At 57.8% G+C, this 18875-nt stretch carries 14 protein-coding genes, 3 tRNA genes and 3 rRNA genes; 9 read left to right on the top strand and 11 right to left on the bottom strand.

Annotated elements, in window-relative coordinates:
• Window positions 1-21: 21 nt before the first annotated feature.
• The gene (locus WDB88_RS07125) at window positions 22-327 is read right to left on the bottom strand and encodes a DUF2282 domain-containing protein (RefSeq protein ID WP_339106989.1); all 306 of its coding nucleotides are present in this window, start codon (window positions 325-327) and stop codon (window positions 22-24) included.
• A gap of 224 nt (window positions 328-551) precedes the next feature.
• On the opposite strand from WDB88_RS07125, the gene WDB88_RS07120 reads away from it, so the two are divergent.
• The 8 genes from WDB88_RS07120 to WDB88_RS07085 all read left to right on the top strand — a co-directional run bounded on the left by WDB88_RS07120 (window position 552) and on the right by WDB88_RS07085 (window position 9040).
• Window positions 552-1106 carry a sigma-70 family RNA polymerase sigma factor gene (locus WDB88_RS07120; RefSeq protein WP_339106988.1) on the top strand — a complete coding sequence of 185 codons (555 nt, stop codon included), beginning with the start codon at window positions 552-554 and terminating at the stop codon, window positions 1104-1106.
• Entirely contained in the window at window positions 1088-1690 is a 603-nt protein-coding gene (locus tag WDB88_RS07115) for a DUF1109 domain-containing protein (protein WP_339106987.1), read from the top strand. Before WDB88_RS07120 ends, WDB88_RS07115 begins: the two co-directional genes overlap by 19 nt.
• A gap of 545 nt (window positions 1691-2235) precedes the next feature.
• Window positions 2236-3336: an extracellular solute-binding protein gene (locus WDB88_RS07110; RefSeq protein WP_339106986.1), complete on the top strand. Its 1101-nt coding sequence runs from the start codon at window positions 2236-2238 to the stop codon at window positions 3334-3336.
• A gap of 24 nt (window positions 3337-3360) precedes the next feature.
• Entirely contained in the window at window positions 3361-4212 is an 852-nt protein-coding gene (locus WDB88_RS07105) for an ABC transporter permease (RefSeq protein WP_339106985.1), read from the top strand.
• Window positions 4209-5054 (top strand): ABC transporter permease, encoded by an 846-nt coding sequence (locus WDB88_RS07100; RefSeq protein WP_339106984.1) that lies wholly within the window; start codon window positions 4209-4211, stop codon window positions 5052-5054. The genes WDB88_RS07105 and WDB88_RS07100 overlap by 4 nt, the downstream gene beginning before the upstream one ends.
• Before the next feature lie 11 nt (window positions 5055-5065).
• Window positions 5066-6106 (top strand): ABC transporter ATP-binding protein, encoded by a 1041-nt coding sequence (locus tag WDB88_RS07095; RefSeq protein WP_339106983.1) that lies wholly within the window; start codon window positions 5066-5068, stop codon window positions 6104-6106.
• Window positions 6107-6234: 128 nt separating this feature from the next.
• Entirely contained in the window at window positions 6235-7293 is a 1059-nt protein-coding gene (locus WDB88_RS07090; RefSeq protein WP_339106982.1) for an IS110 family transposase, read from the top strand.
• A gap of 673 nt (window positions 7294-7966) precedes the next feature.
• Window positions 7967-9040: a recombinase family protein gene (locus WDB88_RS07085; RefSeq protein WP_339106981.1), complete on the top strand. Its 1074-nt coding sequence runs from the start codon at window positions 7967-7969 to the stop codon at window positions 9038-9040.
• A gap of 3 nt (window positions 9041-9043) precedes the next feature.
• Here the strand turns inward: WDB88_RS07085 and WDB88_RS07080 are convergent.
• From WDB88_RS07080 to WDB88_RS07035, 10 genes are all read right to left on the bottom strand, one after another.
• Window positions 9044-9120, bottom strand: a tRNA-Met gene (locus WDB88_RS07080).
• 62 nt (window positions 9121-9182) lie between these two features.
• Window positions 9183-9297, bottom strand: a 5S ribosomal RNA gene (rrf, locus tag WDB88_RS07075).
• Between the two features lie 72 nt (window positions 9298-9369).
• Window positions 9370-12200: ribosomal RNA gene (locus WDB88_RS07070) — 23S ribosomal RNA — on the bottom strand.
• A gap of 285 nt (window positions 12201-12485) precedes the next feature.
• A tRNA-Ala gene (locus WDB88_RS07065) sits at window positions 12486-12561 on the bottom strand.
• Between the two features lie 15 nt (window positions 12562-12576).
• A tRNA-Ile gene (locus WDB88_RS07060) sits at window positions 12577-12653 on the bottom strand.
• A 144-nt stretch (window positions 12654-12797) separates the two neighbouring features.
• Window positions 12798-14265: ribosomal RNA gene (locus WDB88_RS07055) — 16S ribosomal RNA — on the bottom strand.
• Together the 16S, 23S and 5S rRNA genes with 3 tRNA genes alongside form the textbook arrangement of a ribosomal RNA operon.
• A 682-nt stretch (window positions 14266-14947) precedes the next feature.
• A complete protein-coding gene (gene pssA, locus WDB88_RS07050) occupies window positions 14948-15670 on the bottom strand; it encodes a CDP-diacylglycerol--serine O-phosphatidyltransferase (protein ID WP_339106980.1) in 723 nt (240 codons plus the stop codon).
• 10 nt (window positions 15671-15680) lie between these two features.
• Window positions 15681-16379: a phosphatidylserine decarboxylase gene (locus WDB88_RS07045; protein WP_339106979.1), complete on the bottom strand. Its 699-nt coding sequence runs from the start codon at window positions 16377-16379 to the stop codon at window positions 15681-15683.
• 208 nt (window positions 16380-16587) lie between these two features.
• Complete coding sequence (locus tag WDB88_RS07040) at window positions 16588-17523, bottom strand: methyltransferase domain-containing protein (RefSeq protein ID WP_339106978.1); 936 nt, start codon at window positions 17521-17523, stop codon at window positions 16588-16590.
• A 114-nt stretch (window positions 17524-17637) separates the two neighbouring features.
• A complete protein-coding gene (locus WDB88_RS07035; RefSeq protein WP_339106977.1) occupies window positions 17638-17868 on the bottom strand; it encodes a sulfurtransferase TusA family protein in 231 nt (76 codons plus the stop codon).
• A gap of 133 nt (window positions 17869-18001) precedes the next feature.
• On the opposite strand from WDB88_RS07035, the gene WDB88_RS07030 reads away from it, so the two are divergent.
• Window positions 18002-18760: a cytochrome c biogenesis protein CcdA gene (locus WDB88_RS07030; protein WP_339106976.1), complete on the top strand. Its 759-nt coding sequence runs from the start codon at window positions 18002-18004 to the stop codon at window positions 18758-18760.
• Window positions 18761-18875: the final 115 nt, after the last annotated feature.

Raw genomic sequence — 18875 nt, 5'->3', positions numbered from 1 at the left:
TGATCGCGCGCCAGAGGGCCGTTACATCTTGGGCAGATCGCGCTCGAGCGGGGTCAGCGAGCCCATACGCGCGGTGCCATCTGCCATAGCGGGCAAATCGACCTTCATGCAGGTTCCTGCGGGCACCAGCGACCACGCATTGCCCTGATAATCCACCTTCGAGGTGCCGGCACAGGTGGTGCCCGGCCCTGCGGCACAGCCATTTTCACCGGCCATTGCCACGCCGTAGCATTTCTCCTGCCCTGCGGCATGGGCCGGAAGCGCAAGGCTGGCAAGGCTTGCGGTCAGAATAGAGGCCAGAGCAAAGGCGGGTTTGGATTGCGACATCTGAAAACTCCTGAATGGGTTGGGCAGATCACGGTGTCTGCATCAGGGTCTTCGTGCGCCGGAGGCAGAATGTTACACGGATCCCGCAGGCTCGCGTTTCTGTGATCGGGTTGCCGGAAACATCCCCACATGGTCCGGCAGCGTGATCCCCAACCGAAAACCGAAAAGATGTTTTTTTACGAATCTGCCTGTAACATCGCGTCCGGAGTGCCCGTATACAGATCATGACCAACGCGGATTTCGAAATCGAGACATTGATGCGGCAGGGGCTTGCAGGAGATCGCAAGGCCTATTCTGCCTGCCTGTCAAAACTTGTTCCGCGCATGCGGGCCATGGCACATACGGATCTTCCCCCTGCCCTACGTCATATGGCGGAAGATGTCGTTCAGGAAGCGCTGCTGGCGCTCCATCTCAAACGCGGCAGCTGGGACCAGACACGCGCACTGCTCCCTTGGGTGCGCATCATCGTCAAACGCAAGGCAATCGATATGTTGCGCAGCCGGCCAAGGGCCAGCCACGAACCAATCGAAGACCACGAGAACCTGCAGGGCCAGACCGCCGATCCGCTGGAAGCGCTGCATCTGGAACAGGCGCTGGAACGGCTGCCCCATCGCGACGCCTCGCTCTTGCGCGATCACGCGTTCGGTTCGGAAGAGCCCGAAAGCATCGCGCAGAAATTCGGCCTGAGCCCCGGTGCCATGCGTGTGGCCCTGCATCGGGCCTTGCAACGGCTGGCCGAGGCCGCAAGAAAGGAAGAGGAATGGAAACCGAGAACCTGATCAAAGCTCTGGCCGCCGATGCGACCGCGCCAGTGACCCCACATCTCTGGCGACGCCTGTTTCTCGGGGTGATGGCCTCGGGGCTTTTGATGGCGATATTCTGGGGGCCGCGTTCGGGCTGGTCCGAGGCGATCCTTGCACCGGAGGTCGCGCTGAAACAACTGCTGCCACTGGGATTGTCGGGGGTGCTGCTCTGGTCTTTGACCAAACCACTGGAAGCGCGCCGTCGCCCGCTTGCCGGTGCTGTGCTTTTGCTGAGCCTCTGCGCGGGCCTGTGGGGCATCGCGCTCTATGAAGGAGGCAATCTCTGGGGGCGCACATGGTGGCAATGCCTGTTGTCGATCCCTGCTCTGGCACTGCCGATCGGCGGGGTCCTTTTTGCGGGGCTCCGGCACCGGATCGAATATGACAGCACCCGCAGCGGCTTTGTCGCAGGGCTGCTGGCGGGCGCTTTGGCGGCATCGGTCTACGCGATCCATTGCGATGATGACGGGCCCGCATTCTACCTTCTCTGGTATACCGCTGCCATCCTTGCCTGCGGCCTCGCCGGTCGCCTTGCTGGCCGACGCCTGCTCTATCCCTGACGCTCTCCGATACCGCGCGTTCATTGGTCGCAAGAGGACCGTCCTTCCGCCCCCCCTCCCTTAACAGCGCCCTGCTGACAGACCGCCAACCGTCTGCCCCGCGCGCCTCCCCTGTGGCAAAGCGTGGGGCAGACAGAGCCGGATTTCGGGCTCTGTGAATATCGGGACGCCGGACTGTCCGGTCGCGAGCAACAGTGTCCCAAATGAAAGGCGCATTTTTTTCGTGTTTGCGCTGATTGGCGCCCACAAATCCGCCACCCTGCAAAAATTTCATACTAAAATAATGATATAATTAGGAAAAATCACACACCACCCCAAACCGGCACATTGAAATCCTTCTGTTTATTCAAACTTCGCCCACCACACAGGCGCAATTTTTCGCATGTTGCGGCGAAAGCAGGCAGCGTGTTTAATTGTTGCATCATGAGGAAACTTTTGTTTGAAAAGGTGCGGTTTTATTAAACTCGTTCCCTCTCTAGTTCATGGTCCTGTCAAGGCCGCTTCGTGCGTATGCCGCTCCCCTTGGACATGATTAGGAGATCGCAATGACCTACAAACTCAACCGCCGTAAGCTCTTGCTTGCCGGTGCCGGTATTGCCACGACGCTTGCCGCACCCGCCATCGTGCGTGCGGCAGGGAGCCAGAATTTCACCGGCAAGACGCTCAATCTGCTGACATGGTCTGACAATACCGGACTGGCCGTGCTCGACCTGATTGCGAAACCGTTCGAAGAGATGACGGGCGCCAAGGTCATCGCGGACCGGACGGGCAGCACCTCGGAAATGGTGGCCAAACTGCGCGCCACCGGATCAAAACCGGTCTATGACGTCATTACACTGGCCGGGGTCGGCGCGATCACGCTGGCCGATGACGGGCTGCTGGCAAAGCCGGACCTCAACAAGCTGCCCAACCTGCAGGATGTCGATCCGCGCTTCCGCACCGGCGCCGATGGTCACGGGATCGGCTATCTGCTGTGGACCGGCGGGCTGATCTATAACACCAAGACCTTCAAGTCCCCCCCGAAGAGCTATGCCGAGATGTGGGAAGCATCCCACGCCGGACGTGTTTTCCTGCCGCCATCGACCTGGACCGACGCGCTCGACACGATCGTCGCGACCGAAAAGATGCTCGGAGCCAAGATCGCCGATGTCGCCCATGCCGACGCGGCCTTCAAGAAGCTCTCGGATCTGCGCCCCAATCTGCTGACCTTCGGCGAGAACCCGACGCAAATCTCGGAACTGTTCTATGCCGATGCGCTGGATCTTGGCGGTGTCTACGCCCCTGCCTTCTTCGCGAATGAACTGAAAGACCCCGCCAGTTCCAATATGGGCGCGACCTATGACCTGGACGAAGGGTTCTATGCCGATCTGATGTACACGATCATGCCCAAGGTGAAACCGGGCGATGACGAGGTCGTGCACGCCTTCCTTAACTTCACGTTGGACCCCAATGTGCAGGGCCAACTGGCCGAAGCCGTTCTGAACGGTCCGGTCAACACCAAGGCTGTGATGTCGGAAGCGGCCAAGGCCAGTCCCTTCATCATCAAGCCCGAACAGCTGGGCCAGAATGCCGTGGTCGAGGACAAGAACTTCATGGCGCAAGTGCGTGAGGACTGGATCAAGAACTACACACGGGCGTTGGCGTGACGCTTCGGGACAGGTGACGGCACTATGACTTCACGACTGGACTACAAGCCTGCGGTGCTGCTGAGCACACCTGCCTTGGTGGCGATCATGCCGTTTCTGGCGGCCTGCCTCTACGTCCTGCGCTTCTCGTTCTCGGCCGACGAATCGTCCATCGCCGGGTTTTCGGTCAGCTCCTATCAGGCGCTGGCCGATACGTATTTCCTGTCGGCGCTGGGGCTGACCCTGAAACTGGCCGTGTTCAGCACCGTTCTGGTTCTGGTTCTTGCCGTGCCGCTGGCATTTCTGCTGGCGACCACCCGCAGCCCCTTTCTGCGCCGGATGCTGACAGTGGCGATCCTGCTGCCGATGATCCTGAACCTGCTGATCCAGGCCTATGGGTGGATCATCCTGCTGGGGCCTACCGGTGTTCTCAATACCGTGCTCCGGTCCACGGGGCTCATCACACGTCCGCTTTTCCTGCTGTTCAATGAAACAGGTGTGCTGATCGGGCTGGTGCAAACGGCCCTGCCCTTGGCGGTCTTTCCGATCCTAAGCGCGACCCGTGCGGTTTCGCGCGAATGTCTGGAAGCGGCCGCATCACTTGGGGCCGGACATTGGCGGACATTGTTCGATATCACCCTGCCGGTGCTACGCCCCGGCCTTATCGGTGCCGCCTCCATCGTCTTCGCCTTCAACGCGTCGGCCTTTGCGATCCCGCTGCTGCTGGGCGGTCGTCGGGTGCAGATGCTTGGCGTTGTGATCCGAGACATGATCTCGCCGATGTTCAACTGGTCCTCGGCGGCGGCGGCGGGCGTTGTCCTGATCGCGATCACCACTCTGGCGCTGGTTCTGGCAAGCTGGGCGACCAACCGATCCGCCAAAAAGGAGGTGCGATGATGCGCGTGGGGCTAATTCCGGATGAAAAGGGCGGCACCTACCGTCTGGCGATGCTGGCGCTGTCCTGTCTGGGCCTGCTGATCGCGGCCCTGCCTGTGGTGATTGTGGTCATCATGTCTTTTGCCGGATCCAACCGGCCAAGCTTCCCCCCCAGCTCTTACTCGCTGCGCTGGTATGGCGACGTGCTGCACATGCTGACGACAGCGGATGCGAATGGCGGACAATCGGTCGCCCGGGCGTTGCAAACCAGCCTGCTCGTCGCCTTCGCGGTGATGGTCATTTCGGCCGCCGTCTGCGTGCCTCTTTCGTATGCGATGGCCCGTGGTCCGGCGCGTCTGCGTCAAACGCTCGAAATCCTGTTCACGCTGCCGCTGGTGTTTCCGCTGGTGATGCTGGGGATCGCATTTTTGCTCATGGCCGAAGGCATGAAGCTGGATCTGGGTCTGTGGCGGCTGATCATTCCGCATGTGACGCTGGTTCTGCCCTTCGTGATGCGCAACTGTCAAAGCGCAATGGCGGGCATCGACCCAGAGGTCGAAGAAGCGGCACGTTCGCTTGGGGCCCCCCCCTGGCGCGGATTTCTCAATGTGGTCGTGCCGATGATGCGCCCCGGCATCCTCGCCGGACTGATCTTTGCGCTGATTATCTCGTTCAACGAATTCACCATCACCTTCTTCATGTACACGATAGACGTCAATACGTTGCCGATCTGGATGTACAGCCGCACCGTGTCGTCGCTTGACCCGTCGGTACTGGCACTTTCCGTCTTTATTATCCTTGCCGATAGCGCGCTGATCATCCTGACCGACAAGATCGTGGCCGGCAAGGCCAGCCTGTTCTGAAAGGAACCCTGATGTCCGATACCCATCTTCATATCAACGGGGTCAACAAGTTCTTTGGCCAGACACAGGCATTGACCGATATCGACCTGAAAGTCGCGCGGGGCGAATTTGTCTGTCTGCTTGGCCCCTCGGGCTGTGGCAAGACGACACTGTTGCGCATCATCGCCGGGTTCGAGGGCGCGTCATCCGGCAGCCTGCAGCTGGACGGAACCGACATCTCGGCGCTCAGCCCCGACAAGCGCGGCTTCGGCATGGTCTTCCAGTCGCTGGCACTGTTCCCACATATGAGCGTGGCCGACAACATCGCCTATGGCCTGAAGCTGCGCAAAGCGAGCCGGGCCGAACGCCGGTCACGGGTGGAGGAATTGCTGAACGTGATCCAGCTGCCCCATATCGCCGACCGTCCCGTCTCGGCGCTTTCGGGCGGGCAGCGCCAGCGTGTCGCCATCGCGCGGGCACTGGCCGTGCGGCCCAAACTGTTCCTGCTCGACGAGCCGCTTTCCGCGCTTGATGCCAAGCTACGCGATGCGATGCAGGTGGAGCTGCGCCAACTCCAGCGTCAGTTCGGGGTCACCACGATCCTTGTAACACATGATCAGACCGAGGCCATGATGCTGGCGGACAACTTGGTGGTGATGAAAGATGGCGTCATCCGCCAATCCGGAAATCCGAGCAAAGTCTATCGGCGACCGGCTGATCCGTTCGTCGCGGATTTTCTGGGCTCGGCCAATATTCTCGACGGTCAGGTCCTCGGAGACGGCGTCTTGCGCCTGATGGGGCGTGATCTGGCCGTTCCCGCGCCCTTCCTGCGTGGCAGCAAGGTGCGGGTTGCACTGAGATCCGAAGACATCACTCTACGTCCGGAAACCGGCGGCGTCCTGACCGGCACCGTCGAATTCGCCCGGGATCTCGGACCGCAAACAGAATGGATCATCGCGTCCGGCGGCGACACCCTGCGCGTCAGAACCGGCCGCGAGATTGGTGCGGTTCCCATAGGACAAAAAATCGGCCTCGACTTCTCTGCCGACGCCTTGTCGGTGTTTCCTGCCTGAAAGAAAGAAGACTTCACCTATTCGCACTGCAGCGTCGGTCGCAGCTCCGAAGGTCGGCTAATGGGATGTACCGGCTGCTTCACCCAGCAGGTTAGGCTGAGCCTATGTCTGTAAGTTGGAGAAGTAGCATGGATAAGAAGACGTTCGATCAGCTGATGTCCATCGGAGTCGACATTGGCAAGGACACGTTCCACCTCGTCGGGTTTGACCGAGATGGTCAGTTGGTGTTGCGTAAGCAGATCAAGCGATTGGCACTCGTCACGACATTCGAGAAGCTGCCGCGATGCATCGTCGGCATGGAGGCTTGCCTGAGTGCTCATTTCGTCAGTCGGACCCTACGCCAGCTTGGTTTCGAGCCGCGCATCATCCCCGCGATTTATGTGAAGCCTTTCGTCAAGGGGCAGAAGAACGACTACAATGATGCCGAGGCCATCGCGGAAGCGGCGCTGCGCCCGAACTTACCAATCGTGCCGGAGAAGAGCCAGGACCAGCTCGACCTGCAGGCCCTTCACCGGGTGCGCTCGCGTCTGGTGTCGCGCCGGACCGCGACTATCAACCAGATCCGCGCCTTCCTGATCGAGCAAGGCATCACGGTGCGCAAAGGGCTTCGGGCTTTGAAGAACTCCTTCGAGGCCATCCTCGAGGAACGCAAAGACGAGATATCGCCGCGCATGCGGGCCATCCTGATCGGTCTATACGGCGACTGGCTCTGGCTGGATGACCGGATCGACGCGGTCTCAAAAGAGATCGAGCAGATCAGCCGCACCGAGGAGAACTGCGTCAACGTCATGACCATTCCTGGTATCGGACCGATGATTTCGACGGCGATGGTTGCCGCGATTGGCACGGGAGAGGCATTCGGGCGCGGACGGGATTTTGCGGCATGGGTCGGCTTGGTTCCCAGACAATACAGCACGGGTGGCCGAACGGTGCTCGGCCGCATTTCCAAACGTGGCAGTCGATACCTGAGGATGCTCTTCGTTCAGGCCGCCAAGGTCATTCTGATGCGTGCCAATCGATGGCCTGACTTCAGCTTTGGCGATTGGTTGATCCGCGCATCGGAGAGGATGAACAGAAACAAGCTGGCCGTGGCGCTGGCCAACAAACTGGCGCGCATGGCCTGGAGTATCCTCAGACACAGAACCGCGTTTGACGCACCGAGAGACGAGGTCACTGCCGGTATTTAGCCGGGGCGACCCAAAGGAGTTCGCGACAGATCGAAAGCATGGAACGGAACAATTACGCCCCCAGAATCTGACGGCCCTAACGGTCCTTGAGGACCTTTCCGCTAATTAGATCACGGCGCGTGCGTAACCCCAAAAAGGCCACGACCCGCGTGTCGATCAACAGGCCGGATACATATGAGCGACTTCCGAGATCATGCCAGAAATCATTTGCGAACAGCAGCCGGTACATACAAAAGGGCCGATTGTGAACATGCTCTCGGCCAAGCGCTAAAGTCATATCAGTGATGATATGTGTAGCAAAAGACGAACAACTCCAAGCAATACCAAAACATTGGGAATACTATAAGTATGCAATCTCATTGCTATTTTAGGTGGGATAATCCGACACTGGCTGCCAATTTCGATCGGAAAAATGAAATCTAACGTGATGATATTCTTCAGTACCTAGTTCTAAGCTGTTGAGCAGAAGGCCCGAGCACGATTATTTTTGCATTTCCTATTGGCACGTCTGTATTGACCCAGCTGAATCTGCTCAGATTAAGCCGCTGATCTGAATGCCTCGACAGGCGTGCGCATTGCAAGGGCCTGATGAGGGCGGCGGTTGTTATAAAAGCTGATCCAGTCGCCGATGACGCGGGTCGCGTGCTGGATGCTCTCGAAGCGGTGCCGGTGAATGACGTCTGCCTGGCAGGACCACATTTCGCCCGGCGACATCGTAACTTTCCGCTTCCCGATCCGGAAAGCTACCGATGGCGAACAGCCGAAGCCGCGACCATGTCTGGTCATCGAAGTCGAAGAATGGGCAGGCAAACAGTTCGCCCTTCTCGCATACGGCACGAGTTCGCCCCGCAAAGCAAATTCGGGCTACGAAGTGCATGCCCTCCAGCCCGAAGATTACACACGCTTCGGGCTCGATCGTCCGACCCGCTTCATTGGCAAAAGAACGATCATGGTCGCTCTCGACAATCCGTCCTTCGACAGCTTCCGCAAGACCTGCTCCCCCGTCCTCGGCCGCTTATCGGGTCAACCCGCGGAGCGCCTACTGCACGTTCGTGCCCGCATTCAGGCTGATCGCGATATGGCCAGAGCCACCATGCTCCGCTTGCTGCTTGTCCCTACCGGCGCGCCCTACCCCTTTTCCCGAAAGCCATTTCCAATGATCAAACTCTTCCTGCGCCTGAGAGCCACGCTCCTGAGCAACCCGAATCTGACGCACCGCGGCCAAGTCGGCGCCATTAAAGATGGTAAATCCGCAGGCGGATTGAGCTTCGGCTACGTCATCCCCGTCGATCCCCTTACCGGCCTGCGCAAGGTCGGAGAGTTGGTGATCGACGAAGATCAGGCATTAATCATCCGCCGAATTTTCCAGGCATTCGCCGACGGTACCAGCCCACGGGCGATTGCGCACCAACTGAACGAAGAAGGTGTTCCCGCGCCGCGCGGCGGCGGCTGGAAGGTCAACACGATCTACGGAAACGCTGGCAAGGGCACCGGCATCCTGAACAACGAACTCTACATCGGGCAACGGGTCTGGAACCGGTTGCGCTACAAGAAAAATCCCGAGACTGACCGCCGGAACGCCCGCCACCGCGCCTCCGAGATCCTTGGTGAACTGATCGAGGGGATCACGATCCGCCACGACGCGGCCCTTGGGGCCACACTCGAGATAGAGGGCAAGCTGTTGGAGATGCTTAAAAAGCAAAGCCCGCCGAAGAGGCGGGCTATGTATCGAACTCTCGTTCGCTAAAGCTGGTTGCGGGAGTAGGATTTGAACCTACGACCTTCAGGTTATGAGCCTGACGAGCTACCGGGCTGCTCCATCCCGCGTTATTTTGTGTCTGATTTGGGGGGGTGTTATCGTTATAGAGATGAATGACGCTCTTTATTAGGTTTGGCGGTGACCTACTCTCCCACGTCTTGAGACGCAGTACCATTGGCGTGTTGGCCCTTAACGGCCGGGTTCGGAATGGGACCGGGTGTATAGCCAGCGCTATGACCACCAAACCGAATAAAGAGCGTGCAAGTCAAGTTGTATGCATGATTTTGATCTGTAGGAGTGTCTGTCTACTACTGGATCAAATCAAGCCAATCGGGCAATTAGTACTGGTCAACTGAATGCATTGCTGCACTTACATCTCCAGCCTATCGACGTGGTGGTCTTCCACGGCCCTCAAGGGATACCTAGTTTTGAAGGGGGCTTCCCGCTTAGATGCTTTCAGCGGTTATCCTGTCCGGACATAGCTACCCAGCACTACCGTTGGCACGATAACTGGTCCACCAGTGGTCCGTTCACCCCGGTCCTCTCGTACTAGGGGCAACTCTTCTCAAGTATCCTACACCCACGGCAGATAGGGACCGAACTGTCTCACGACGTTCTAAACCCAGCTCACGTACCTCTTTAAACGGCGAACAGCCGTACCCTTGGGACCTGCTCCAGCCCCAGGATGAGATGAGCCGACATCGAGGTGCCAAACGGTGCCGTCGATATGGACTCTTGGGCACCATCAGCCTGTTATCCCCAGAGTACCTTTTATCCGTTGAGCGATGGCCCTCCCACTTGGGACCACCGGATCACTATGGCCGACTTTCGTCTCTGCTCGACTTGTCAGTCTCGCAGTCAGGCAGGCTTTTGCCATTGCACTCAACGACCGATTTCCGACCGGTCTGAGCCCACCTTCGCGCGCCTCCGTTACTCTTTGGGAGGCGACCGCCCCAGTCAAACTACCCGCCACACAGGGTCCCGGATCCGGATAACGGACCGCGGTTAGACATCAAGAGTGCGAAGGGTGGTATCTCAAGGATGCCTCCACCGGAACTGGCGTTCTGGTTTCAAAGGCTACCACCTATCCTGCACATCACAATCCTGATGCCAGTGTGAAGCTGTAGTAAAGGTTCATGGGGTCTTTCCGTCTAACCGCGGGTAGTGTGCATCTTGACACACAGTTCAATTTCGCTGAGTCCACGTTTGAGACAGCGGGGAGATCGTTACGCCATTCGTGCAGGTCGGAACTTACCCGACAAGGAATTTCGCTACCTTAGGACCGTTATAGTTACGGCCGCCGTTTACCGGGGCTTCAATTCAGAGCTTGCACCCCTCCTTTTAACCTTCCGGCACCGGGCAGGCGTCAGACTGTATACGTCGCCTTACGGCTTCGCACAGCCCTGTGTTTTAAGTAAACAGTCGCCACCCCCTAGTTTGTGCCCCCCACCACCAGTTGCCTAGCGATGGGGCCTCCTTCTCGCGAACTTACGGAGGCATTTTGCCGAGTTCCTTAAACGTGGTTCTCTCAAGCGCCTTGGTATTCTCTACCAGTCCACCTGTGTCGGTTTCGGGTACGGTCTTATAGAGAGGCTATTTCCAGGGACCTGTAGGCTGCCCACACAATCCGATAAGTGTGAACAACGGTTCAGATCCGTCACCATCTCACGGCCCAGGAATATTAACCTGGTTCCCATCGACTACGCCTTTCGGCCTCGCCTTAGGGGCCGGCTTACCCTGCTCAGATTAGCTTTAAGCAGGAACCCTTGGACTTTCGGCGACAGGGTCTCTCACCCTGTTTGTCGCTACTCATGTCAACATTCTCACTTCTGATCACTCCACCGGATGCCTTACAGCCCGGCTTCACAGTCAGAACATTGCCTCCAATGTATCCGAGGATACTAAGGAGGCAGCGTTCTATATCACAGAACGCTCCGCTACCACGCACTTCACAGTGCATCCAAAGCTTCGGCTCGTGGCTTGAGCCCCGTTACATCTTCGCCGCAGGACCTCTTGACTAGACCAGTGAGCTGTTACGCTATCTTTAAAGGATGGCTGCTTCTAAGCCAACCTCCTGGTTGTTTTGGAAGTCCCACATGCTTTCCCACTTAGCCACGAATTGGGGGCCTTAGCTGTTGGTCAGGGTTGTTTCCCTCTCCACGACGGACGTTAGCACCCGCCGTGTGTCTGCCGATCAGTTCTTCCCGGTATTCGGAGTTTGCTTAGACTCAGTAAGGCTGTGGGCCCCCATCATCCATGCAGTGCTCTACCCCCGGGAGAATACAATCGACGCGCTACCTAAATAGCTTTCGCGGAGAACCAGCTATCTCCGAGTTTGATTGGCCTTTCACCCCTAGCCACACGTCATCCGGACCCTTTTCAACGGGTGTCGGTTCGGACCTCCAGTTGGTGTTACCCAACCTTCATCCTGCACATGGCTAGATCACTCGGTTTCGGGTCTGATCCCACGAACTCGTCGCCCTTTTAAGACTCGCTTTCGCTGCGCCTACACCTATCGGCTTAAGCTTGCTCGTAAGACCAAGTCGTTGACCCATTATACAAAAGGTACGCCGTCAGAGCTCGAGGCTCCTCCGACTGCTTGTAGGCGTCCGGTTTCAGAAACTGTTTCACTCCCCTCGTCGGGGTGCTTTTCACCTTTCCCTCACGGTACTGGTTCGCTATCGGTCAGTAAGGAGTACTTAGCCTTCGAAGGTGGTCCTCCGATCTTCAGACAGGATTTCACGTGTCCCGCCCTACTTAATACGTCCCGTTGAGCTTCGTATACGGGGCTATCACCCATATTGCTGGACATTCCAGACCATTCTACTCACTCTCAAGGCTCGGCTGGTCCGCGTTCGCTCGCCACTACTAGCGGAGTATCATATTGATTTCCTTTCCTCCGGGTACTTAGATGTTTCAGTTCCCCGGGTTCGCTCTTAAAACCCTATGTATTCAGGTAATAAGTCCCTGGTTATGCCCGTTGTAAATTACCAAGGTAATTACAACAAACATTCAGGTGGGTTTCCCCATTCGGAGATCCATGGATCAAAGCTTATTCTCAGCTCCCCATGGCTTATCGCAGAGTATCACGTCCTTCATCGCCTCTTACTGCCAAGGCATCCACCAAACGCCCTTCTCGCGCTTGATTTGATCCAGAAGAAGATAGACTTCTTCCTGTATCAAAAGCATGCATACTATTCCCGCTGATGATCTAAGATCATCAACATTGGTTAGTGTACTTGACTTGAACAACATCGCTGCTTGCAGATCGAACTGCTGTCACCCGTACTTGGGCGACCCGCGATGCTGATGTTTAATTTCATCTCTATATACGATATCAAACCGTCCAATCGGACGAGCAAACCGTTCATCACTTGAACGTCTTGCTGATCTGATTGGATCTAGTCATCTTTGGTTTTACTGTCAGAAGTTATGGTGGAGCCTAGGAGGATCGAACTCCTGACCTCCTGAATGCAAATCAGGCGCTCTCCCAGCTGAGCTAAGGCCCCATAAACTGTGGAAAGTGGTGGGTCGAGGAGGACTTGAACCTCCGACCTCACGCTTATCAGGCGTGCGCTCTAACCACCTGAGCTACCGACCCATTCCTGGACCGAAGCCCTTGGCATTTTTCCGACTACTGAAGAGATATGAGGACGGCCTGGCCGTATATGTTTGAGGCTCTGACTGAGCCTCATGCTAAGTGTTTCACGAGCAAGGCAAGCCAAGCTACTAGAAACATCCTTAGAAAGGAGGTGATCCAGCCGCAGGTTCCCCTACGGCTACCTTGTTACGACTTCACCCCAGTCGCTGAGCCTACCGTGGTCCGCTGCCTCCATTGCTGGTTGGCGCACGGCCGTCGGGTAGACCCAACTCCCATGGTGTGACGGGCGGTGTGTACAAGGCCCGGGAACGTATTCACCGCGTCATGCTGTTACGCGATTACTAGCGATTCCGACTTCATGGGGTCGAGTTGCAGACCCCAATCCGAACTGAGACGACTTTTTGGGATTAGCCCATTGTCATCGCCATTGTAGCACGTGTGTAGCCCAACCCGTAAGGGCCATGAGGACTTGACGTCATCCACACCTTCCTCCGACTTATCATCGGCAGTTTCCCTAGAGTGCCCAGCCGAACTGCTGGCAACTAAGGACGTGGGTTGCGCTCGTTGCCGGACTTAACCGAACATCTCACGACACGAGCTGACGACAGCCATGCAGCACCTGTCACTGATCCAGCCGAACTGAAGGAAAGTGTCTCCACTAACCGCGATCAGGATGTCAAGGGTTGGTAAGGTTCTGCGCGTTGCTTCGAATTAAACCACATGCTCCACCGCTTGTGCGGGCCCCCGTCAATTCCTTTGAGTTTTAATCTTGCGACCGTACTCCCCAGGCGGAATGCTTAATCCGTTAGGTGTGTCACCGACAAGCATGCTTGCCGACGACTGGCATTCATCGTTTACGGTGTGGACTACCAGGGTATCTAATCCTGTTTGCTCCCCACACTTTCGCACCTCAGCGTCAGTATCGAGCCAGTGAGCCGCCTTCGCCACTGGTGTTCCTCCGAATATCTACGAATTTCACCTCTACACTCGGAATTCCACTCACCTCTCTCGAACTCAAGACTAGCAGTATTAAAGGCAGTTCCAAGGTTGAGCCCTGGGATTTCACCTCTAACTTACTAATCCGCCTACGTGCGCTTTACGCCCAGTAATTCCGAACAACGCTAGCCCCCTCCGTATTACCGCGGCTGCTGGCACGGAGTTAGCCGGGGCTTCTTCTGCTGGTACCGTCATTATCTTCCCAGCTGAAAGAGCTTTACAACCCTAAGGCCTTCATCGCTCACGCGGCATGGCTAGATCAGGCTTGCGCCCATTGTCTAAGATTCCCCACTGCTGCCTCCCGTAGGAGTCTGGGCCGTGTCTCAGTCCCAGTGTTGCTGATCATCCTCTCAAACCAGCTATGGATCGTAGGCTTGGTAGGCCATTACCCCACCAACTACCTAATCCAACGCGGGCCGATCCTTTGCCGATAAATCTTTCCCCCGAAGGGCACATACGGTATTAAACCCAGTTTCCCGGGACTATTCCGTAGCAAAGGGTACGTTCCCACGCGTTACTAACCCGTCCGCCGCTAGATCCGAAGATCTCGCTCGACTTGCATGTGTTAGGCCTGCCGCCAGCGTTCGTTCTGAGCCAGGATCAAACTCTCAAGTTGAAAGCGATTTACATCGCTAACCTTGACGCATGAACCTTCGCACATCGTCTATCCAATTGGATAAACGCTTTCTGCTTACCGTTCTCACTTGCGTGAAACCGACAAACAGTGAAGCTGACACTCACATCATCGGGCTAGACGCCCTAGTGAGCCGATATGCAAACGATCATTTAGTCGATCATCGACCAAACCGCCCGCATATCTCTTCAGTAAAACCATCAATGTCAAAGAGCCGAAGACAAAAATTACCAGCAGCACCCAATCCTCAGGTGCTAACCGCCAACCTAATCTTCCGAATTTCCTTCCGCCTCAACCACTCCAAACCGTCTCTTTCGATCCTGTCTGCCGCGGCTCAAGCGCCCCGCTGCGTCGTCTGCCGCTGCGGTGAAGCGGTATTTACGGAGAACACCCACAACCCGCAACCCCTTTTTTCACAAAAACATACCAAAAACCAAAAAAATCAACTAACCAACTGAAATTAAAGTATATATTTCGAACAGTTTTATGCCCGTTTTTTAGCCCGACATCGCCAGCCCTACCATTTTCCGAAGAACAGGCCTGAAATCCGCCGAATCCAGGCCGAGTCAGGCGTGCTCCCTTCCCTTTCTGCCCCTCCAAAACACGACAGGCCCGCCAATATATGGCGGGCCTGTCTTTTGCATGGGGCACGGAGAGGGCGCTTCTAGAACAGACGTCCCTTTTCGCGGAAGATCGGCGGCACCAGAAGCGCCACATAAATACAGCCGCAAATGACCATCAGCAGCCAGAAGCGTGTGAAAATCATCCCCATCATCACAACCATCGCCATGAAGAGGAAGATCGTCAGCCCTTTAGGGATGCGCATCGCCTTCGGAGAAATCGTCTTGATCCGCGAGATCATCAACAAGCCAACGATGCCGACCCAGATTGCCACCATGATCGGGGCCTGACGCGCATCCGCGATACCGGAAAGCGTAATAAAGACCGGCATAAGGCAGAGCCCCGCCCCCGCCGGCGCAGGTACGCCGGTGAAATGGCGCATGGAATCCGGCTCCGAGCGCATGACATTGAACCGTGCAAGGCGCAGACACCCTGCCCCCGCGAAGGCCAGCACGAAGACCCAGCCCAGCGAATTGGTCTCGCCCAGAGCGAATTGATAGACCAGCAGCGCAGGCGCCACGCCAAAGCACAGGAAATCGGACAGGCTGTCGAGCTCGGCCCCGAATTCGGACGTGGCGCGCAGCCGGCGTGCCAGCAGACCATCCATTCCGTCGATTACGGCCGAAAGCACGATCAGGATCACGGCCGTCTCGAACTTGCCCGTCATGGTAAACCGGATCGAGGTCAGCCCGAGGCACATCCCCGAAATCGTCACCAGATTGGGGATGAGCTGCAGGAAGGGCAACCTGTCTTCACGTTCGGCCATCAGTCTCTCCTTAACGCTGGCCGCCCAGACGCGGCTCTTCTGCGGATGCCAGATCAGCTAGCACGGTTTCGCCCGCAATCATCGTCTGACCGATCACAACCTGCGGCGAGACACCTTCGGGCAGGTAGATATCGAGGCGCGACCCGAACCGGATCAGGCCGAAGCGCTCGCCGGTCAGCAGCGCCTGCCCTTCCTTGACTTCACACAGGATACGGCGTGCCACGAGCCCCGCGATCTGCACCACACCGTAAGACCGACCGTCGGGCATCTGCACCGCAAGGCCGTTGCGCTCGTTCTCCGAACTCGCCTTGTCGAGCGAGGCATTCAGGAACTTGCCCGGGTGATAGGCGATACGGGTAATCTTGCCCTCGTGCGGCAAGCGGTTCACATGGCAGTTGAAGACGCTCATGAAGACGGAAATCCGCGTGAGCGGCAGATCACCAAGCCCCAGCTCGACCGGCGGCACAGCCGGCTCCAGCAGAGAAACGATCCCGTCGGCGGGCGATACCATCAGCCCGTCGCGCACCGGCGTCACACGCTCGGGGTCGCGGAAGAAATAGTAGCACCAGACCGTCAGCCCGACCCCGATCCAGCCCAGAGGCTCGCAGATCAGGAAAAGGACCACAGTCACAGCCGCGAAGATCGCAACGAATTTGCGCCCCTCGCGGTGCATCGGCTTGATAAAGGTAGAAAGCATGGAGACGGACATGATGGCCCTTTCTTGTGTTTTTCCGACAGCTAGGAAAATCCGGGCGAATTTGCAAACCGTATCATGCAACCTATCACACGGGGGCCGGATCGCCCAGTCTCCGATCCGGCGAACGAGCAGAGCCCTGAACGGCCAAGAACAGCGCCACCGCGTCGTTGCGCACCCTACACCACTTTCGGTCGCGGCGACGGGGCATCCGGAGACACAGTTACAGACATAGGGCGCGCATATCCGTTTCCTGCTGCGGAGATGTATCGGCACGACGCTGCGCCTGCACGATCAGGCCTTCGATAGGTGCCCCCCGATCCATCCGCAACCAGTCCGTGGTGATCGCCGCCTCGAAACCTGCCAGATCCAGCAACTCCGCCAGATGATGGCGCGAATGTGCGTAGCGGCGCGACGGGCGCAGGATATAGGCCTCGGGGCCGTCATGCAGCTCAACCGTAAAGGCAAACCGCCCGCCCGGACGAATCGCGGCCGACACCCAGCCGATAATCTGTTCCAGCGCCCCGATATAGGCAAAGACATCGGCGGCGGTGATCAGATCCCAGCGGCTCTCTTCGGGCATAAGGGCGGAAAGGTCGCGCTTTTCGAGCGCGTGGTAACAGGCCTTGGCCCCGGCCTCGCGCAGCATTTCGGAGGAGATATCCCAGCCTTCGAGCCAGCCGCTTTTCGCAGCCAGTTCACGCCCCATCAGCCCTGTGCCACATCCCAGATCCAGCACCCGCTCGTACTGGCCTTGCAGGTCGCGGGCCAAAAGGGCGGGCGCGCGATAGTCGAGCTTGCTCAGCAGCGACTCCTCGAAGCCGGAGGCATATTGATCGAACAATGCCTCGACAAAGGCTGTCGGCATGGCATCGGAAAGCGAACGCGGATGCAGCAGATCCAGCCTGAGGCTTGCCCCAAGACGGTCTTCCGGATCCAGCTCCAGCACCTTCTCGAAAGCGGCCTCGGCCAGATCAAGGCCCGCATCGGCGCGGATTTCCCCCAGACGGAACCAGCCTGCAGCCCAGCGGGGCGCCCGTTCCAGCGCCTGCTGGTAAAGCTCTGCGGCGGCGGCAGGATCGGACGGCAGGTAGGATTCGGCATAATCTGCGCGGCGATCTGCCAGAAGATCGCCCGACGTCATTACAAGCGGTATCATGTCGGAAAAATCGCTCTATAGACGGAGTCACAGCTCCGCAATCGCGCTTTATGCCAGCCAGGATATAAGTCAATATGGTTCGGCAAACCACAGATCATATCCGCGCGAGAGCGGTTATTTGCGCCGCACCAGATAGGTCAGAACCCCGTCGCGCTCTTCCGCCGAGATCATCTCGTGACCGGTCTGTGCGCAGAAATGCGGCACATCGACCCAAGAGGCACGATCAGTCGCCTCCAACAGCGCCACCGCCCCCGAAGGCAACCCTTCAAGCACCTTGCGCAAGCGCAGAACCGGCAAGGGGCACAACAAGCCCTTGGCATCTATCCATGTGGTATCGTCTTTCATGGGCGGCACAATGCGCAAGCTTGGCCCCCTTGTCCACTCGGAAGAGAACAGGCGAGGACAAAACATCATCCGCGCCGCATACCGCGCGAAAACGGGAAGTGACCCGCGCCGATTTCTATAGTATGGCCAAACCATGTTAGATGCACAGCTTGTCCTCGATGCCGCCTTCCTCCCTGCCCTGCTGATTGCGGTGCTCGCCGGAATATTGTCTTTCCTCAGCCCCTGCGTATTGCCGATCGTCCCCCCCTATCTGGCCTTCATGGGCGGGGTCTCGGTGTCGGACATGCAGGGCGGCACCTCGAAAGCACGTGGCAAGGTGGTGCTGGCGGCGGTCTTCTTCGTGCTCGGGCTGTCTACTGTGTTCTTGCTGATGGGGATTTCCGCCTCGGCGCTCGGACGCGCGCTTGGCCCCTATCAGGACTGGCTCACAAAGGCGGCTGCGGTGATCATCATGATCTTCGGCGCCCATTTCATCGGTATCTTCCGGATCGGCTTCATGGACCGCGAGGCGCGCTTCAATACCGGCGATACCGGCGGATCGGCTTTGGGGGCCTATGTGCTGGGGCTGGCCTTCGCCTTCGGCTGGACCCCCTGCCTCGGCCCGATCCTCGGAGCCATCCTCAGCGTTGCCGCCTCGGGCAATGATATCGGGCGCGGCGTCGGACTTCTGGCAGCCTATGCCATAGGCCTTGGCATTCCCTTCCTGCTGGTGGCCGCCTTTTTCCCGAGCCTGCAAGGCGTCATGCGCTGGATGAAGCGCCACATGGGCCGGATCGAAAAAATCTCGGGCCTGTTGCTATGGACGGTCGGGCTGATGATGCTGACCGGACAGTTCACCGATTTCAGCTACTGGCTTCTGGACACTTTCCCCGGCCTCGCGGCGATCGGCTGAAAGAACAAGGCGCGCCCCCCCCCCCGCGCCTTTTTTGATGGCCCGGCCCTTTTCTGCGCCACGGATTCTGCCCAAGACCACCAAAAGCCTTGGAATTTATGGGGTATTTAAATAC

Source organism: Thioclava sp. GXIMD4216 (assembly GCF_037949285.1).
In the GTDB taxonomy this organism is placed as follows: Bacteria; Pseudomonadota; Alphaproteobacteria; order Rhodobacterales; family Rhodobacteraceae; genus Thioclava; species Thioclava litoralis.
This window is presented reverse-complemented; position numbering and strand designations above follow the sequence as displayed.